Raw genomic sequence first — 17,880 nt, forward strand, 5'->3', positions numbered from 1 at the left:
AAAGCGGTGTGTCAGTCAACTTACATATCGACTGAACCACCGCCTTCGCGAGCAAGCCCGCTCCCACATTTTGTAAGGCGTTTAGCCAGGAATCAGCGTTGTACTACCCGCAGATTGTTCTGCTCTTTCGGAAGCACCCGCTTGGCAATCACGTAATTCTTGTCCCAGAACGGCTTCTTCAGGGTGTCGATACTCACCGACTTGCCACGACGCGGTGCGTGGATGAAGCGGTCGTTGCCCAGGTAGATGGCAACATGGTTCACCTGGCGGCTCTTCAGTTTGAAGAACAGCAGGTCGCCGGGTTTCAGGTCCTTGCGATCAACCTTCTGCCCGTGGCCAGCGGCCATGGCGTTGGACGTGCGCGGCAAATCCACGGCGGCTACGTCGTTGAACGCATATTTCACCAAGCCACTGCAGTCGAACCCTTTACTTGGGCTGCTGCCGCCCCAACGATAAGGAGTACCGAGCACGTTCACGGCGCGGCTGAGGACGGTGCTGCTCTGCTTGGTGTTGACGCCAACCAAGCCTGGGACTGCTTTGCCGTTATGGGCCTTGCTCAGTTGAGTCGGGCGGTTGACGGTCAGCTTTACCGACTTGGCGGTGCTTGGCGTGCTGTGGACTTTAGGGGTGAAACCGTTAACGTTAGGAAGTCGTTGCTCACGATTGGTGGCGTGGGCGGCCAGTGGCATTAATAGGCAAATGGTTAGCCATGTCTTGAAAAATGGTCGCATTAGGCGTGGCTCTTATGGGTTTGCGCGCAACTTTATAACAGCTTTTTGTGCCGTTCTCAGGCCGTTTGTCGACTGAACCTTGACGTCAAAATCAGGAAAAACGCGACGATTCGCCGCAATTGTCCTACACAAGTCAGGTGGCATAAGGCTTTCAGGGCAGGGAAGATACCATTTGCCGTACGTCGGGCGCCTGTAAAAAAGTCACAAAGAAAATGAAAAAATTTATCTATCGAGGCAAAAGAGGTACGCGATGAACACCTATCAGCAGATTGGCCCGCAGCAAGACACCCACAGTAAGGTGATCGGTTACCTGCTGTGGATTTTCGGTTTTACCGGGGCGCATCGCTTCTATTACGGCAAACCCGTCACCGGCACGATCTGGTTTTTCACCCTCGGTCTGTTGGGTATTGGCTGGTTGATCGACTTTTTCCTGATTCCGGCCATGGACCGTGAAGCGGACCTGCGTTTTACCGCCGGGCCCATCGAATACAACGTGGCCTGGATCCTGTTGGCGTTTCTGGGGGTATTCGGCGTGCACCGCATGTACCAGGGCAAATGGATCACCGGCTTGATCTACCTGCTGACCGGCGGCTTGTTCCTGGTGGGGGTGCTGTATGACTTCTGGACGTTGAATACGCAGATTTCGATCCGCAATGCCGAACGCAATTCCGGGCGGTAAATAACCGGTAGGAGCGAGCTTGCTCGCTCCTACCGGTTGGTAGCGTCAAGCCTGGTAGCTGATGCGTCCGTCAACCAGGGTGTAACGCACCGTCGCCGGCAGGCTATGCCCAATAAACGGGCAGTTTTCGCCTTTCGACAACCACTGCTCCCCGGCAACCGTGGAGCTGGCCGGATCAAACAGCACCAGATCTGCCGCCGATCCCACCGCCAACTTACCCGCCGGCAGGCGCAATGCCTCGGCCGGGCCGGCGCTCAGGCGTGCCAGCAGTGTCGGCAAGTCCAGCAATCCATCTTCCACCAACGTCATCGCCAACGGCAGCAACAGTTCGACACTGCTGATGCCCGGCTCTGTCGCGCCAAACGGCGCCAGCTTGGCATCCCGCTCATGGGGCTGGTGATGGCTGGAAATTGCCGAGACCACGCCGGACTTGACGGCCGCGCGCAAACCTTCGCGGTCGGCCAGGGTGCGCAGCGGCGGCTGCACGTGGTACAGGCTGGAGAAGTCGATCAGCGCTTCATCCGTCAGAATCAGCTGATACAGCGCCACATCCGCCGTTACCGGCAAACCACGGGCCTGGGCCTGGGCGATCAGGGCGACGCCGCGAGCGCTGGTCAACTGGCTGAAGTGCGCGCGCACGCCGCTTTGTTCCACCAGCAGCAGGTCACGGGCCAGGGCCACGGTCTCGGCGGTTTCCGGAATGCCCGGCAGGCCGAGGAAGCTGGCCACGGCGCCTTCATGGGCCAGGCCGCCTTCGGCCAGGTCGCGGTCCTGAGAATGGAAAATCACCGTCAGGTCGAAGGTGGCTGCGTATTCCAGGGCGCGTAACAGCGTGCGGGTGCTGCGAAAACTTTCCAGGCCATTGCCGAAAGCTACGCAACCGGCGTCGCGCAGGGCGATCAGTTCGGCGAGTTGTTCGCCCTCCAGGCCTTTGCTCAAGGCGCCGATCGGGAACACCTTGCAATTGCCGGCTTCACGGGCGCGGTCGAGGATCAGTTCGGTCACGGCCGACGTGTCGAGGATCGGCTTGGTGTGCGGCGGGCAGCACAGGCTGGTCACGCCACCGGCAGCGGCGGCGCGGGTTTCGCTGATGATGTTGCCTTTGCGGCTGTAGCCTGGCTCGCGCAGGGCGACGTTCAGGTCGACCAGGCCCGGCGCGGCCACCAAGCCTTTGGCGTCGAGGGTTTCAGTCGCGCTGAAACCCGCCGGAGCAGCGCCGATGGCGATAAGCTTGCCGGCTTCCAGATGCAAATCGGTGACTTGATCCAGGCCACTGGCCGGATCGATAACGCGAGCGCCAAGAATGCTGAGCTTCACTGGGCGTTCTCCTGCTCGAATTGACGTTGCGCGGTTTGCCCGCTCATGGCCATGGACAGCACGGCCATGCGGACGGCGATGCCGTAGGTGACCTGGTTGAGGATCACCGACTGAGGGCCGTCGGCCACCGCCGACTCAATCTCTACCCCACGGTTGATCGGGCCCGGGTGCATGACGATGGCATCCGGCTTGGCGCCGGCCAGGCGCGCAGTGGTCAGGCCGAACAGGCGGTAGAACTCGCCTTCGCTCGGCAGCAGGCCACCGGCCATGCGCTCGCGTTGCAGGCGCAACATGATCACTACATCCACGTCCTTGAGGCCTGCTGCCATGTCGGTGTAGACCTTCACGCCGTACTGCTCGATGCCGATCGGCAGCAGGGTTTTCGGGGCGATCACACGGATATCCGGGCAACCCAGGGCTTTCAGGGCCAGCATGTTGGAGCGTGCAACCCGCGAGTGCAGGATGTCGCCGACAATGGCCACCGAGAGGTTTTCAAAGCTGCCCTTGTGCCGACGGATGGTGAGCATGTCGAGCATGCCTTGGGTCGGGTGGGCGTGGCGGCCGTCGCCGCCGTTGATGATCGCCACCTGCGGGCACACGTGTTCGGCGATGAAGTGCGCGGCGCCGGAGTCGCCGTGGCGCACCACGAACATGTCGGCGGCCATGGCTTCCAGGTTGCGCAGGGTGTCGAGCAGGGTCTCTCCCTTGCTTGCCGACGAGGTGGACACGTTCAGCGTGATAACGTCGGCCGACAGCCGCTGGGCCGCCAGTTCAAAGGTGGTACGGGTGCGCGTGGAGTTCTCGAAGAACACATTGCAGATGGTCTTGCCGCGCAGCAGCGGGACCTTCTTCACCGCGCGGCCACCGACTTCGAGGAACGAGTCGGCGGTGTCGAGGATTTCGGTGAGCAGTTCGCGGGGCAAACCGTCGAGGGACAAGAAGTGTTGCAACTGGCCCTGAGCATTGAGCTGCAGCGGGCGCTTGGCATCGAGAGGCGTCATCGCGGGGACTCTTTACAAGGCGGTTTAAAGGGCGAGGTCTTGCAGTTCGAGTTCGAGCGGCGTGGGACCGGACAATTTTACCCGCTGGTGGGCTGAAAGCGACAGTGTGGCGCCGACCACATCCGGGCTGATCGGCAGTTCGCCGGCATCCAGGTCGAGTAGGCACACCAGGGTCACGCTGGCCGGGCGGCCGTAGTCGAACAGCTCGTTCATGGCGGCGCGGATGGTGCGGCCACTCATCAGCACGTCGTCGATCAGCACCAGGTGTTGGCCTTCGATCTCGAACGGCAGGGCCGACGGGCGCACTTGCGGGTGCAGGCCGTTCTGGCTGAAGTCGTCACGATAGAAGGACACGTCGAGGGTGCCGAGGGGCGAGTCGCTGCCCAGTGCTTCCAGCAATGCCTGGGCCACCCACACACCACCGGTGCGAATGCCGATGAAGCGCGGCTCGCTGATGTTGCGGTGTTGCAGATGGGCCGTGAGGCTTGTGGCCATCTGGCTGATCAGTTCGGCGGGGTTCGGCAGGCTCATGCAGGCTCCTTCAGGACCTTGGCGCAGGCAAGGTCCGGGCTCAAACGTAAAAAGACGCGGCAAGCCGCGTCAGTCAGGATTCAAATAAAGCAGTGTTTTCATCCAACCATCCCTGCAACAACAGGGCGGCGGCGATGGCGTCCACGGGGTTGTCGCGGTAGCTGCCCTTCTGCCCGCCACGGTCACGGCGCTCACCCTTGGCTTCAAAGGTGGTGAGACGTTCATCGTGGGTATAAAAGGGCAGGTTGTAGCGGCCATTGAGGCGGCGGGCGAATTTTTCGGCGCGCAGGCACATGTCGCTGGGGGTGCCGTCCATGTTCAACGGCAGACCGACCACGACCGCATCGGGCTTCCACTCTTTAATGAGGGCTTCGACCTGGTTCCAGTCCGGCACGCCGTTCTGGGCTTTCAAGGTGCACAGCTCGCGGGCCTGGCCGGTGATGACCTGGCCGACGGCGACGCCGATCTGTTTGGTGCCGTAGTCAAAACCCAGGATCAGTCGCAAAGCCATCAGGCGTGCCCCGCCTGGCTGGTCAACAGGCTGAGGTTAACCCGCAGCTTGGCGGCAGCCGCTTCCAGGCGCAGTTCGCTGGGCGTGTTGAACAGGATGTCGGCATCGAAGGGGCACGTCAGCCAAGCGTTGCTGGCGAGTTCAGCCTCCAATTGGCCGGCTTCCCAGCCTGCGTAACCGAGGGTGATCACACTCTGCTCAGGGCCCACGCCGTCCGCGATGGCGAACAACACGTCCTGGGAGGTGGACAGTGACACACCGTCCAGATCGACGGTGGCCTGGAACTTCGGCCCCGTCGGGTGCAGCACAAACCCGCGATCGGTCTGTACCGGCCCGCCGATGTAGATCGGCACGCCCTGGCAACGGGCAGGCGGGTCGACTTCCGGGCGCAGCTGTTCAAGGATATCCGCCAGGTTCAGCTCCTGCGGGCGGTTGACCACCAGCCCCATCGCACCATTGGCCGTGTGCTCGACGATGTAAGTCAAGGTCTGCGCAAAGTTCGGGTCGGCCATATGGGGCATGGCGATCAGGAATTGATGCTTGAGGTAGGTCGGGCTGACGTTTTTCATGTTCGATAGTGTGGCGGTGGAGGGGCGAACTGACAAGCTGGTGATGTGCCACAGGGGGCAATTGTCATCAATTGCTCGACAACCGATCGCCCTTGGCGAACTTCCAGGTGCGGATGATTTCCAGGCGATCGACGTCGTTCAAATCACCGCTGAACGGCGCGAAAGGCGCGGCCAGGCGCACGATGCGCTGGGCGGCCTGGTCCAGCAACGGCTGGCCGGACGACTCCAGTACCTGCACTTCATATAACGTGCCGTCGCGGTTGATTGAAACCAATAGACGCAAATTGCCGTAAATCTGCTGGCGCCGAGCTTCTTCCGGGTAGTTGAGGTTGCCGATGCGCTCGACCTTCTTGCGCCACTCGTCTTTGTACCAGGCACCTTTGTCGCGCATGGTCGAGGCGGCGTTGAGCCGGTAGATGCGCGGGCGCTTGGCGTACAGCTGCTGTTCGTTGGCCAGTTCGGCTTCGAGGCTGGAGATTTCGTCGGACAGGGTCGAGCTGTCGAAAGTCGGCGCCGGCTTTACGGGCTCGGGCGTGGGTTCGCTCTTGGTCTTTTCGCGCTGGGTCGGGGCTTTTTGCGGCTTGGGTGCGACGGTGGTCACCGTCGCCTTGGGCGCGGCCTGCTTGACCTCCGGCTTGGGCACCGGCGGCGGGGTGACTTTATTCACCTTGTTGTCCTGGAACGGCGCCACTTCGGTGGTCTTGGGTACGGCTTTCTTGTCGAGGGTGCCGCTGCCTAGTTGGTTGTCCTGGGCGAGAAAGTCGGCTTTTTCCGGCTTTTTCTCGCTTTTGAACGTGGCGAGGGTGATTTCCAGGGTTTTGCTGATCTGCTTGGGCTCGACCAGGGTGAACCCCACGCCGAGGATCAGGGCCAGGTGAATCAACGCGGCCAGGAACAGGGTAAATCCGAGCCGATCAGCCGGGCGCACGCCGCTGTGGGAGAGTTCGGGGGGCAGCTCGGACGGGAGTGTCATGACAAAAAAACCAACATCGCGCGTTTCACAGGTGGGGCATGATAGCGCAATGTTGGTGCGTGTCCGGCTGTTCTATATCACTTGGCCTGCAGCTTGCGCTCAATGGCGGCCATCAACATTTCGCCGATGTTGGTGCCAAATGCATTATCGATCTCGCGGATGCAGGTCGGGCTGGTGACGTTGATTTCAGTCAGGTTCTCGCCGATCACGTCCAGGCCGACAAACAGCAAGCCCTTTTCACGCAGCGTCGGGCCGACCTGGGCTGCAATCCAACGGTCCTTGTCCGACAGCGGGCGTGCTTCACCCCGACCACCGGCCGCCAGGTTGCCACGGGTCTCGCCCGCCGCCGGGATGCGCGCCAGGCAGTAATCCACTGGTTCGCCGTCGATCATCAGGATCCGCTTGTCACCGTCCTTGATGGCCGGCAGGTAGGCCTGGCCCATGATCTGCTGGGTGCCCAGGGCAGTCAGGGTTTCCAGGATCACCGACAGGTTCGGGTCGCCTGCGCGGTGACGGAAGATCGAGGTGCCGCCCATGCCGTCCAGCGGCTTGAGGATCACATCACCGTGCTTGGCGGCGAATTCACGCAGCACATCGGCGCGGCGGCTGACCACGGTCGGCGGCGTGCACTGTGGGAACAGGGTGGCGAACAGCTTTTCATTGCAGTCGCGCAGGCTTTGCGGCTTGTTGACGATCAGCACGCCGGCGCGCTCGGCCTGCTCCAGCAGGTAAGTGGAGTAGACGAACTCCATGTCGAACGGCGGGTCCTTGCGCATCAGGATCACGTCCAGATCGCTCAGCGGGCTGTCGATTTCATCTTGCAGTTCGAACCACTTTTCCGGGTTGGCAAACACCTGCAGCGGGCGCATGCGTGCACGGGCCTCGCCGTCGCCCTGGTAAAGATCGCGCTGCTCCATATAGAACAGGGTCCAGCCGCGGGCCTGGGCGGCCAAGAGCATAGCCAGCGAGCTGTCCTTTTTATAGGAAATGCTGGCGATAGGGTCCATGACAATGCCGACGCGAACGCTCATGGGGGATTTCCTCTAGCAAATAAGGGCGCATAAAAGTGGCGTCAGAGTGGCGCTGCGGCTGTTGTGGGTCAAGGAAAAACCACCTGGCCGGTTGCTCGATAGATTGCGCCCGGAGACTGTGCTAAAAAGACTGCCACGGCGCAGCAGCCCTTGAATTCCAAGGCCCGCGGCGCTCATCCTGTGCAACATCAGGCAGTACACACCGAAAACCGATTCGCTGTGGCGATGGCAGAGCAGATATGGAACAGCATTCCAACGCCTTGAGAGTGATGGTGATCGATGATTCGAAGACGATCCGCCGCACCGCTGAGACCTTGTTGAAGAACGTGGGGTGCGATGTCATCACGGCCATCGACGGTTTCGATGCCCTGGCCCGGATTGTTGATCATCACCCGCATATTATTTTTGTCGACATCATGATGCCGCGCCTGGATGGATATCAGACCTGCGCGCTGGTGAAGAACAACCCGGCGTTCAAGTCGATCCCGGTGATCATGTTGTCGTCCAAGGACGGCCTGTTCGACAAGGCCAAGGGGCGCATCGTGGGGGTCGATCAGTTTTTGACCAAGCCTTTCAGCAAGGAAGAACTGCTGGGCGCGATCAAGGCCTACGTGCCGGGGTTCGCCGCAGTAGAACAAGCACACTGACGCCGCCTCACAAGGGCCGGCGTCCACCTATGTAGTGGGGAAAACCATGGCACGTGTTCTGATCGTCGACGATTCGCCGACCGAAATGTACAAACTGACCGGCATGCTGGAAAAGCATGGTCACCAGGTCCTCAAGGCCGAAAACGGCGCGGACGGCGTGGCCCTGGCCCGCCAGGAATTGCCCGACGCCGTGCTGATGGACATCGTGATGCCGGGCCTCAACGGCTTCCAGGCCACCCGCCAGCTGTCCAAGGAGCCGGAAACCAACGGCATCCCGATCATCATCATCACCACCAAGGACCAGGAAACCGACAAGATCTGGGGCGCGCGCCAGGGCGCCAAGGATTACCTGACCAAGCCGGTGGATGAAGAAACCCTGATCGCCACCCTGAACAAGGTGCTGGCCGGCTGACGGTTCGCCATCATGACCGAGTCGCAAACCGCCTTCGAGCTGCTGCTGGACATCGACCGCCGCTGCCGCCTGCTGGCCGCTGACCTGCCGTCCCAGGAAACCCGCCTGCAACGCTGGAGCGGAATCGGCTTTCGCTTGGGCCAGCACTGGTATGTGGCGCCCATGGGCGAAGTCGCCGAAGTCCTGCACGAACCGCGTTGCACTTTGATGCCCGGGGTCAAGGCCTGGGTCAAGGGCGTGGCCAACCTGCGTGGGCGTCTGTTGCCGGTGATGGATTTGGGTGGGTTCCTCGGCCTTGAGCTGTCCAAGGCGCGCAAGCAACGGCGGGTGCTGGTGGTGGAGTTCAACGACGTGTTTGTCGGGCTGCTGGTCGACGAGGTGGTGGGGATGCAGCATTTCGCACAAGACGCCTGGCGGGCGAACACCGCGCCCGACGCAGCGTTTATTCAAGGCCGGTTCGACGGCGACCCGTCGTGGCAGGTGTTCAGCCCCTTCGCTCTGGCCCAAGCCCCTGGCTTCATGGATGTTGCCGCATGACCACCGCTACCGCACTCAAACCCCAGGCCGGCTCGCGCAGCCGCTCGCAGATCATCGTGCTGTTCATCGCACTGATCGTGTTCATCATGTTGCTGTTCGCCAACTTTGCGTACCTCAACACCCAATCCACCTACGACAAACAGTACATCGGCCATGCCGGTGAGTTGCGCGTGCTGTCCCAGCGTATCGCCAAGAACGCCACCGAAGCCGCTGCAGGTAAGGCTGCGGCGTTCAAGCTGCTGGGCGATGCGCGTAACGACTTCGCCCAGCGCTGGGGCTTCCTGAAAAAAGGTGACCCGCAAACCGGCCTGCCCGCCGCGCCCAGCGCAGTGCGTGCCGAAATGCGCGCGGTGCAGACCGACTGGGAAGCACTGCTGAAAAACACCGACGCAATCCTCGCCAGCGAGCAGACCGTGCTGTCGTTGCATCAGGTGGCCGCGACCCTGGCCGAAACTGTGCCGCAACTGCAGATGGAATCGGAAAAGGTCGTCGATATCCTCCTGCAACGCGGCGCTCCGGCCAGCCAGGTGGCGTTGGCCCAACGCCAATCACTGCTGGCCGAACGTATCCTTGGCGCGGTGAACACCGTGCTGGCCGGCGACGAAACCGCCGTGCAGGCCGCCGACGCCTTTGGTCGTGACGCCAACCGTTTCGGCCAAGTGCTTAACGGCATGCTCCAGGGCAACCCCGGTTTGCGTATCACCCAGGTCGAGGACCGCGACGCCCGCGCGCGGTTGGCGGAAATCGCCGAGCTGTTCGAGTTCGTTTCCGGCTCCGTGGATGAGATCCTCGAGACCTCGCCGCAGCTGTTCCAGGTGCGAGCCTCGGCGAGCAATATCTTCAACCTCTCGCAAACCCTGCTCGATGAAGCCTCGCACCTGGCCACCGGGTTCGAAAACCTCGCCAGCGGGCGCAGTTTCGACACCATCGGCGGCTATGTCCTGGGCCTGCTCGCCCTGACCTCGATCATCCTGATCGGCCTGGTGATGGTGCGCGAGACCAACCGCCAGCTGCACGAAACCGCCGAGAAGAACGAGCGCAACCAGAACGCGATCATGCGCCTGCTGGATGAAATCGAAGATCTGGCCGACGGTGACCTCACGGTGGCTGCCTCGGTGACTGAAGACTTCACCGGCACCATCGCTGACTCCATCAACTATTCCGTCGACCAGTTGCGCGACCTGGTCGCCACCATCAACCTTACCGCCGGGCAAGTCGCCGGTGCCGTGCAGGACACCCAGGCCACCGCCATGCACTTGGCCCAGGCCTCGGAGCATCAAGCCCAGCAGATCGCCGAGGCGTCCACCGCGATCAACCAGATGGCCCAGTCCATCGACCAGGTCTCGGCCAACGCTGCCGAGTCCTCGGCGGTGGCAGAGCGCTCGGTGGAAATCGCCAACAAGGGCAACGAGGTGGTGCACAACACCATCCACGGCATGGACAACATCCGCGAGCAGATCCAGGACACCGCCAAGCGCATCAAGCGCCTGGGCGAGTCGTCCCAGGAAATTGGCGACATCGTCAGCCTGATCGACGACATTGCCGACCAGACCAATATCCTCGCCCTCAACGCGGCAATTCAGGCAAGCATGGCCGGCGATGCGGGGCGCGGTTTTGCGGTGGTGGCTGACGAAGTGCAGCGCCTGGCCGAGCGCTCATCGGCGGCGACCCGGCAGATTGAAACGTTGGTGCGGGCGATCCAGGCCGACACCAACGAAGCGGTCATTTCCATGGAACAGACCACCACCGAAGTGGTGCGCGGCGCGCGGCTGGCCCAGGACGCCGGGGTGGCGCTGGAAGAGATCGAAGGTGTATCCAAGACCCTGGCGGCGCTGATCCAGAGCATCTCCAACGCGGCGCAGCAACAGACCTCATCGGCCGGGCAGATCTCCCTGACCATGAACGTGATCCAACAGATCACCACCCAGACCTCGTCGGGCTCCACGGCCACCGCCGAAAGCATCGGCAACCTGGCGAAAATGGCCAGCCAGTTGCGGCGGTCGGTGTCGGGCTTCACCTTGCCGCCGGCGCGTCCGGTGGATGAACAGCCCCACAGCCATTCATGATTTCAACGCGGAGCAGTTATGGTTGATCGGCACGACTACGTGGCCCTCGAATGGGTCAAGGGCGACATTGCCGAAACCCTGAAACAGGCTCGCTCGGCGCTCGACGCTTATGTCGAGACTACAGACGCCGAAGCGATCAGCGAGTGCCTGGCGTGTGTCCACCAAGTGCATGGCGCGTTGCAGATGGTCGAGTTCTACGGCGCGGCGCTGCTGGCTGAGGAAATCGAAGAACTGGCGCTGGCCCTGCAAGCCGGGAGCGTCAGCCAGCGCGACGAAAGCATCCGCCTGTTGCAACAGGCCCTGACTCAATTGCCGTTGTACCTGGACCGCGTGCACAGCGCCCGCCGCGACCTGCCGTTGGTGGTGTTGCCACTGCTCAATGACCTGCGCAGCGCGCACGGCGAAAGCCTGTTGTCGGAAACCAGCCTGTTCAGCCCGCAACTGCTGACCATCGCGTCACTGCCGGATGAGGCCCTGGCCCAACGCGCGGTACCCGACCTGAAAGAGCAACTGCGCCAGTGGCACCAGCTTTTACAGCAGGCGCTGGCGGGGCTGCTGCGTGAAGACCATGGCCCCAGCAACCTGGAAGACATGGCGCGGGTGTTCGCACGCCTCGAAGCACTGTGCCAAGGCGCGCCGCTGTTGCCGCTGTGGCAAGTCACCTCGGCACTGGTCGAAGGCATGCTCACTGGCGTGATCGCCAACAGTCCGGCACTGCGCAGCCTGCTCAAGGCCAGCGACAAACAACTCAAGCGCCTGCTGGCCCAAGGCATTGGCGGCATCAACCAGCCGGCGCCGGATGAGCTGCTCAAGAGCCTATTGTTCTATGTCGCCAAGGTCACCCGGCCAACGCCGCGCATGCAAAGCCTGAAGGAGCGCTACGGCCTGGATGAAGCCTTGCCTGACAGCGCGGTGGTCGATGCACGCCTGGCCGGGCCCGATCGCAACGCCATGGGCTCGGTGCTGGGCGCCTTGTGTGAAGAGTTGGTGCGGGTCAAAGAACGCCTCGACTTGTTCGTACGCAGCGACCGCCAGCACACCAGCGACCTTGATGCGCTGCTCGCGCCGCTGCGGCAAATCGCCGACACCCTGGCGGTGCTGGGCTTCGGCCAGCCACGTAAAGTCATCATCGACCAACTCGCCGTGGTGCTGAGCCTGGCCCAGGGCCATCGAGCACCCAACGACGCCGTGCTGATGGATGTCGCCGGCGCCTTGCTCTACGTCGAAGCCACGTTGGCGGGCATGGTCGGCACCGTCGAGCCGGAAAGCCGCGAAGAAAGCCGCCTTCCCACCACCGACCTGACCCAGATCCACCAGTTGGTGATCCGTGAATCCTGCCAGTGCCTCAAGCAAGCCAAGGAACTGGTGATCGACTGCATCGAAGCTGATTGGGACCGCCAGCGCCTGGAGTCCCTGCCGGAGCTGCTCAGCCAGGTGCGCGGCGCCCTGGCGATGATCCCGTTGCCCCGCGCGGCCAGCCTGATGCGTGGCTGCACCGATTACGTCGACGAGCAGCTGATGGGCAACGATGCACCGCCCTCCGAGAGGCAACTGGCGCATTTCGCCGACGTGATCAGCAGCCTGGAGTATTACCTGGAGCGCATGCTCCAGGATCCGGATGCGGCGGGTGAGCGTGTGCTGGAACTGGCCACCCAAGGCTTGGCCGCATTGGGTTACCTGCCCGCCGAAAAACCCTGGCGCCAGGCCCTGGTTGCACCGGATGGCGCGCTCTCGGCCGAGGTTACGCCGAGCCAATCCCAGTTCGACGCACTCGCCAGCCCCACGTCGCGGCTGAACCCGCCGGCCCTGCAACGCCCCGGCAGCCTGTTGCCGCCGCCGGCCGATGAAGAACCCATCGACGATGAACTGCGCGAAGTCTTCCTTGAGGAGACCGACGAAGTCCTCGAGGTGCTGCACCGTTACCTGCCCAACAGCGCGGACAAAACCGCCCAGGCCGAAATGCGCCGCGCCTTCCACACCCTCAAAGGCAGCGGCCGCATGGTGCGCGCCCTGGTCTTGGCCGAGCTGGCCTGGGCGGTGGAAAACCTGCTGAACCGTGTGCTGGAGCGCAGCGTGAACCTTGGCCCCGACGTGCAGCAGGTGCTGGACGAAGCGGTGGCCTTGCTGCCGGAGTTGATCGCTGACTTTGCCATCGACGACCAGCGTCAACGCGATGAAGTCGACGCCCTGGCCGCCCGTGCCCACGCCTTGGCCAGCGGTACACCCGCGCTGACCGCCGAGCCTCATGACCCGATGCTGCTGGAGATTTTCCGCAACGAAGCCCAAAGCCATCTGGACAGCCTCAACCACTTCCTGCAACAGGCCGCCGAGCATGTGCCGCTGCAAGTCAGCGATGAGCTGCAACGCGCCCTGCACACCCTCAAGGGCAGCGCCTACATGGCTGGCGTGTTGCCGATTGCCGAGCTGGCACGCCCGCTCGACCACCTGACCCGCGAATACAAGGCCCACCGCCTGCCGCTGGACCTGGACGAAGTGGAGTTGCTGCTGGAAGCCGAAGGCCTGTTCCAGCGGGGACTGCGCGATCTGGACAACGATCCCCTGGCGCCGATCAACGGCGCAGAGGACCTGATCAACCGCACCCAAAGCCTGCTGGATCAGCAGCTTGAAGCACTGCTCGACGTGCGCTTCAAGCGCGATCCACAGTTGATCGCCAACTTCCTGGCCCAGGGCATGGACATTCTGCTCGACGCCGAAAGCCTGCTACGTCGCTGGCAGCAACACCCCGGCGAACGCCAGGAACTCACCGCGCTGCTGGACGAATTGACCACGCTGGGGGAGGGCGCGCACGTCGCAGACCTGCATGCCATCGACGCACTCTGCGAAGCCTTGCTCGACCTGTACGGCGCCGTTGAGGAAAGCAGCCTGGCGGTCAGCGAGCGGTTTTTCCATGAGGCCGAACAGGCCCATGAAGCGCTGATCAGCATGCTCGACCAACTGGCCGCCGGCCAGGAAATCAGCCCGGCGCCGGCCCGTGTCCAAGCCTTGCGCGAGTTATTGGACGAAGCCCTCGACCCGTCCGCCACCGGCCTGATCAAAAGCGATGGCAGCCGCGCGCTGAGCATTGCCGAACTGGGCGCCGCCACACAGCAGTTGGATCAGCAAACGACGATGGACGACGAGATCGTCGAGATTTTCCTCGAAGAAGCCGTGGACATCCTCGACAGCGCCGGGCAGTCGCTCAAGCGCTGGTTGCTGGAGCCTGACAACGCCGCGCCGTTGTCATCGTTGCAACGCGATCTGCACACCCTCAAGGGCGGCGCGCGCATGGCGGAAATCGAGCCGATTGGCGACCTGGCCCACGAGTTGGAATGCCTGTACGAAGGGCTGGTGGACCGCCGCTACAGCTACTCTGCCGAATTGTCCCAGGTGCTGATGGCGAGCCATGAACGCCTGGCCTTGCAGCTTGAAGAACTGCACCATCACCAACCTTTGAGCGACAGCGCCGAGCTGATCGCCAGGGTGCGTGCACTGCGCCAAGGCAGCGCGCCAGCGGCACCGGCCGCCGCGCCGCCTGCGTCTGGTGCCGACCCTGAGCTGTTGGATATCTTCCTCGAAGAGGCCGCCGACATCCTCGACAGCTCCAGTGCTGCACTGTCGCGCTGGCAGGCCGAGCCCGGCAATCGCCAGGAAGTGGAGACCCTGCTGCGCGACCTGCACACCCTCAAGGGTGGCGCGCGCATGGTCGAGATCGCGCCCATCGGCGACCTGGCCCATGAACTGGAATTTCTCTACGAAGGCCTGTCCGCCGGTTTGCTCGCGCCATCCCCGGCGTTGTTCGCATTGCTGCAAGGCTGCCACGACCGCCTGGCGCAGATGATCGACGCGGTGGCGGACGGCTTGCCGGTCGGCTCGGTGGACAAGCTCATCGAGCGCATCAAAAGCCTGGTGCACCCGAGCGATGAGCCGGTGACGCCATTGGCGTTGCCGGCGGGCAAGGTGGAGGCCGTCGTCGATCCGATGGCCGACATGGTGAAGATCTCTGCCGAGCTGCTCGACGACCTGGTCAACCTGGCCGGTGAAACCTCGATCTTCCGTGGCCGTATCGAACAGCAAGTCAACGACGCACGCATCGCCCTGACCGAAGTGGAAACCACCATCGAACGCATGCGCGACCAACTGCGTCGCCTCGACACCGAGACCCAGGGCCGCATCCTCAGCCGCCAGCAAGCCGAGGCCGAGCGCCTGGGCTATGAAGACTTCGACCCGCTGGAAATGGACCGCCATTCGCAGTTGCAGCAACTGTCGCGCGCGTTGTCCGAATCTGCCTCTGACTTGCTCGACCTCAAGGACACCCTTGAGCGCCGCAATGAAGACGCCCACGACCTGTTACAGCAACAGGCGCGTATCAACACCGAGTTGCAGGAAGGCCTGATGCGCACGCGCATGGTGCCGTTCGAACGCATGCTGCCGCGCCTCAAGCGCATCGTGCGCCAGGTGGCGGGCGAGTTGGGCAAGGACGTGGAGTTCATCGTCGGCAACGCCGAAGGCGAGATGGACCGCAACGTGCTGGAACGCATGGCCGCGCCGCTGGAACACATGCTGCGCAACGCCGTCGACCATGGGCTGGAGTCCCGCGATGCGCGGCTGTTGGCCGGTAAGCCGGAGAAAGGCCGCATCACCCTGGACTTGACCCACGAAGGTGGCGACATCGTCTTCGACATGCGCGACGACGGCGCGGGTGTGCCGCTGGAGGCGGTGCGGCGCAAGGCAATCAAGCGCGGTTTGCTCGATCCGAATCAAGAGATCAGCGACCGCGACGTGTTGCAGTTCATCCTGCAACCGGGCTTCTCCACGGCGGAAAAGATCACGCAGATTTCCGGGCGTGGTGTGGGCATGGATGTGGTGCATGAAGAAGTGCGTCAGTTGGGCGGCTCGATGTTCATCGACTCGACGCCGGGTATGGGCGTGCACTTTCGTATTCGCTTGCCGTTCACCGTGTCCGTCAACCGTGCGCTGATGGTGCAATGTGCGGACGATCAATATGCGATCCCGCTCAACACCATCGAAGGCCTGGTGCGTGTGTTGCCCCATGAGTTGGCCGGGCATTACCAGCAGGATCCGCCGCGTTATGAATACGCCGGCCAGCGTTACGAGCTGTTCTACCTGGGCGACCTGTTGCACACCGTCAGCCGCCCGAAACTGTTGGGCCAATATCAACCGGTGCCGGTACTGCTGGTGCAATGCAATGAGCGGCGCGTGGCGATCCATGTGGACGCCATGGCCGGCACGCGAGAGATCGTGGTCAAGGGCCTGGGGCCGCAGTTTGCCGGCGTGCAGGGCCTGTCGGGCGCGACGATTCTGGGCGACGGCCGCGTGGTGTTAATCATCGACTTGCTGGCGCATATCCGTTCGCGCCAACCGGCCTTGCCGGCCCAGTCGGTGGATGCGCCGCTGATCCTCAACGACCCGCTGAAAAAGCGTCCGTTGCTGGTGCTGGTGGTGGACGACTCGGTCACCGTGCGCAAAGTCACCAGCCGCCTGCTGGAACGCAACGGCATGAACGTGCTCACCGCCAAAGACGGCATCGACGCCCTCGCCGTGCTGGAAGAACACACCCCGGACCTGATGCTGCTCGACATCGAAATGCCGCGCATGGACGGCTTCGAAGTCGCCACCCAAGTGCGCAACGACCCTCGACTGATGCGCCTGCCGATCATCATGATCACCTCGCGCACCGGCCAGAAACACCGCGACCGCGCCATGGCCATCGGCGTGAATGACTACCTCGGCAAGCCGTACCAGGAATCGGTGCTGCTCGAAAGCATCGCCTACTGGAGCAAGTCCCATGCTTGACCACCGCGCCAGCCAACTCACCGGCCTGCTGCTACCCCTGGCCGACCGCCACCTGGTGCTGCCCAACGTCGCCATCGCCGAACTGATCGACTTCCAGCGCGGCGAACCGGCCAGTGATGCACCGCCGTGGTATTTGCGCCAAGTAACCTGGCGCGATCGGCAAATCCCGCTGATCAGCTTTGAAGCGGTGTGCGGCGAAGCCAGCGTGACCGGCGAACGCTCGCGGATCGTGGTGCTGAACGCGTTGGGTGGGCGGCCGACGTTGAAGTTTATTGCGTTGGTGATCCAGGGGATTCCCCGGTCGTACAAGCTCGACAGTGAGTTGAGTTATGTCGACGTGCCGCTGTGCCCGCTGGAGCTGGCGGCGGTGCAGGTGGGGGAGCATGTGGCGAAGGTGCCGGATTTGATGGGGTTGGAAGCCCTGCTGGTCGAATCCGGCCTGGCCTGAGCACTATTCTCCAATTCAGCGGGACCTACTGTGGGAGCGGGCTTGCCTGCGATAGCGGAGTGTCACTCACACATAAGCTAGCTGACCCACCGCCATCGCAGGCAAGCCGGCTCCCACATTTGATCTTCTGTGCCCGCTAGATCGTGCTCGTTATTCAATCCGCGCAAACCGCTCAATCACCGGCTGCTCCCGATGCTCGGCCTGCCACAAGTCATAGGCGCTTTGCATCGACAGCCATAACTGCCCAGTGCTCACACCTGCCCGCTCAAGCCGGACCGCCAAGTCAGGACTGACAGGCGCACGCCCATGCAAAATCCTCGAAAACGTCTCACGGGCGAATCCCAGGCGCCGGGCCATTTCGGTGATGGTAATGTCCAGGGCAGGGATTACATCTTCAAGCAGGATTTCACCTGGGTGAGGGGGGGTGTGCAGGGTCATATCAGGCTTAGTGTTTGGATTCATGACGTTCGCCCGTGGCGGGGTTCGGAAAAAAAATGCTAGAGAAACGGGTTCCGAGCAACAACCTGAAAGCTTTGTCAGGATTGGATGTAATTGCTGTAGGCGACTTCTGCATTTGGATTTGGTGGGTTTTCAGGCCTAAGCGGGGTGGCTA

Annotated in this window: 16 protein-coding genes; 7 read left to right on the forward strand and 9 right to left on the reverse strand. The window is 62.6% G+C overall.

Translation table 11 applies throughout. The features are described from left to right. Window positions 1-92: 92 nt before the first annotated feature. Complete coding sequence (locus H096_RS04780; RefSeq protein ID WP_033897060.1) at window positions 93-731, reverse strand: C40 family peptidase; 639 nt, start codon at window positions 729-731, stop codon at window positions 93-95. A 268-nt stretch (window positions 732-999) separates the two neighbouring features. Here H096_RS04780 and H096_RS04785 point away from each other — a divergent pair, with 268 nt between their 5' ends. Continuing rightward, window positions 1,000-1,410 (forward strand): TM2 domain-containing protein, encoded by a 411-nt coding sequence (locus H096_RS04785; RefSeq protein WP_167351275.1) that lies wholly within the window; start codon window positions 1,000-1,002, stop codon window positions 1,408-1,410. A 45-nt stretch (window positions 1,411-1,455) separates the two neighbouring features. Here H096_RS04785 and H096_RS04790 read toward each other — a convergent pair whose 3' ends face one another. The 7 genes from H096_RS04790 to gshB all read right to left on the reverse strand — a co-directional run bounded on the left by H096_RS04790 (window position 1,456) and on the right by gshB (window position 7,343). Beyond that, on the reverse strand, window positions 1,456-2,727 hold the full coding sequence (locus H096_RS04790) for a dihydroorotase (protein ID WP_033897062.1): 1,272 nt from the start codon (window positions 2,725-2,727) through the stop codon (window positions 1,456-1,458). Further along, window positions 2,724-3,728 carry an aspartate carbamoyltransferase catalytic subunit gene (locus H096_RS04795; protein ID WP_016976042.1) on the reverse strand — a complete coding sequence of 335 codons (1,005 nt, stop codon included), beginning with the start codon at window positions 3,726-3,728 and terminating at the stop codon, window positions 2,724-2,726. The genes H096_RS04790 and H096_RS04795 overlap by 4 nt, the downstream gene beginning before the upstream one ends. Window positions 3,729-3,752: 24 nt before the next feature. After that, window positions 3,753-4,259 carry a bifunctional pyr operon transcriptional regulator/uracil phosphoribosyltransferase PyrR gene (pyrR, locus tag H096_RS04800; RefSeq protein WP_033897063.1) on the reverse strand — a complete coding sequence of 169 codons (507 nt, stop codon included), beginning with the start codon at window positions 4,257-4,259 and terminating at the stop codon, window positions 3,753-3,755. Between the two features lie 73 nt (window positions 4,260-4,332). Further along, the gene (gene ruvX / locus H096_RS04805; RefSeq protein ID WP_003195067.1) at window positions 4,333-4,770 is read right to left on the reverse strand and encodes a Holliday junction resolvase RuvX; all 438 of its coding nucleotides are present in this window, start codon (window positions 4,768-4,770) and stop codon (window positions 4,333-4,335) included. Beyond that, window positions 4,770-5,339 carry a YqgE/AlgH family protein gene (locus H096_RS04810; protein WP_033897066.1) on the reverse strand — a complete coding sequence of 190 codons (570 nt, stop codon included), beginning with the start codon at window positions 5,337-5,339 and terminating at the stop codon, window positions 4,770-4,772. Before H096_RS04810 ends, ruvX begins: the two co-directional genes overlap by 1 nt. A gap of 67 nt (window positions 5,340-5,406) precedes the next feature. Continuing rightward, window positions 5,407-6,312, reverse strand: coding sequence for an energy transducer TonB (locus H096_RS04815; protein WP_033897067.1), 906 nt, complete (start codon window positions 6,310-6,312; stop codon window positions 5,407-5,409). 77 nt (window positions 6,313-6,389) lie between these two features. After that, window positions 6,390-7,343, reverse strand: coding sequence for a glutathione synthase (gene gshB, locus H096_RS04820; RefSeq protein ID WP_028618297.1), 954 nt, complete (start codon window positions 7,341-7,343; stop codon window positions 6,390-6,392). Between the two features lie 239 nt (window positions 7,344-7,582). On the opposite strand from gshB, the gene pilG reads away from it, so the two are divergent. From pilG to H096_RS04850, 6 genes are read left to right on the forward strand one after another with little or no spacing between them, the layout of a single operon-like run. Next, window positions 7,583-7,990, forward strand: coding sequence for a twitching motility response regulator PilG (gene pilG / locus H096_RS04825; RefSeq protein ID WP_010564379.1), 408 nt, complete (start codon window positions 7,583-7,585; stop codon window positions 7,988-7,990). A 46-nt stretch (window positions 7,991-8,036) separates the two neighbouring features. Then, a complete protein-coding gene (pilH, locus tag H096_RS04830) occupies window positions 8,037-8,402 on the forward strand; it encodes a twitching motility response regulator PilH (RefSeq protein ID WP_016976047.1) in 366 nt (121 codons plus the stop codon). A 12-nt stretch (window positions 8,403-8,414) separates the two neighbouring features. Further along, the gene (locus H096_RS04835) at window positions 8,415-8,939 is read left to right on the forward strand and encodes a chemotaxis protein CheW (protein WP_033897068.1); all 525 of its coding nucleotides are present in this window, start codon (window positions 8,415-8,417) and stop codon (window positions 8,937-8,939) included. Next, window positions 8,936-11,005 carry a methyl-accepting chemotaxis protein gene (locus tag H096_RS04840; protein ID WP_033897069.1) on the forward strand — a complete coding sequence of 690 codons (2,070 nt, stop codon included), beginning with the start codon at window positions 8,936-8,938 and terminating at the stop codon, window positions 11,003-11,005. Before H096_RS04835 ends, H096_RS04840 begins: the two co-directional genes overlap by 4 nt. 18 nt (window positions 11,006-11,023) lie before the next feature. Further along, window positions 11,024-16,819, forward strand: a complete 5,796-nt coding sequence (locus tag H096_RS04845; protein ID WP_033897070.1) for an Hpt domain-containing protein — start codon at window positions 11,024-11,026, stop codon at window positions 16,817-16,819. Next, a complete protein-coding gene (locus H096_RS04850) occupies window positions 16,812-17,267 on the forward strand; it encodes a chemotaxis protein CheW (protein ID WP_033897072.1) in 456 nt (151 codons plus the stop codon). Before H096_RS04845 ends, H096_RS04850 begins: the two co-directional genes overlap by 8 nt. Before the next feature lie 150 nt (window positions 17,268-17,417). Here H096_RS04850 and H096_RS04855 read toward each other — a convergent pair whose 3' ends face one another. Continuing rightward, the gene (locus tag H096_RS04855) at window positions 17,418-17,705 is read right to left on the reverse strand and encodes a HigA family addiction module antitoxin (RefSeq protein ID WP_033897073.1); all 288 of its coding nucleotides are present in this window, start codon (window positions 17,703-17,705) and stop codon (window positions 17,418-17,420) included. Between the last annotated feature and the right edge of the window lie 175 nt (window positions 17,706-17,880).

Origin of the sequence: Pseudomonas sp. FH1 (genome assembly GCF_000510895.2) — a bacterium.
GTDB lineage: Bacteria > Pseudomonadota > Gammaproteobacteria > Pseudomonadales > Pseudomonadaceae > Aquipseudomonas > Aquipseudomonas azotoformans_A.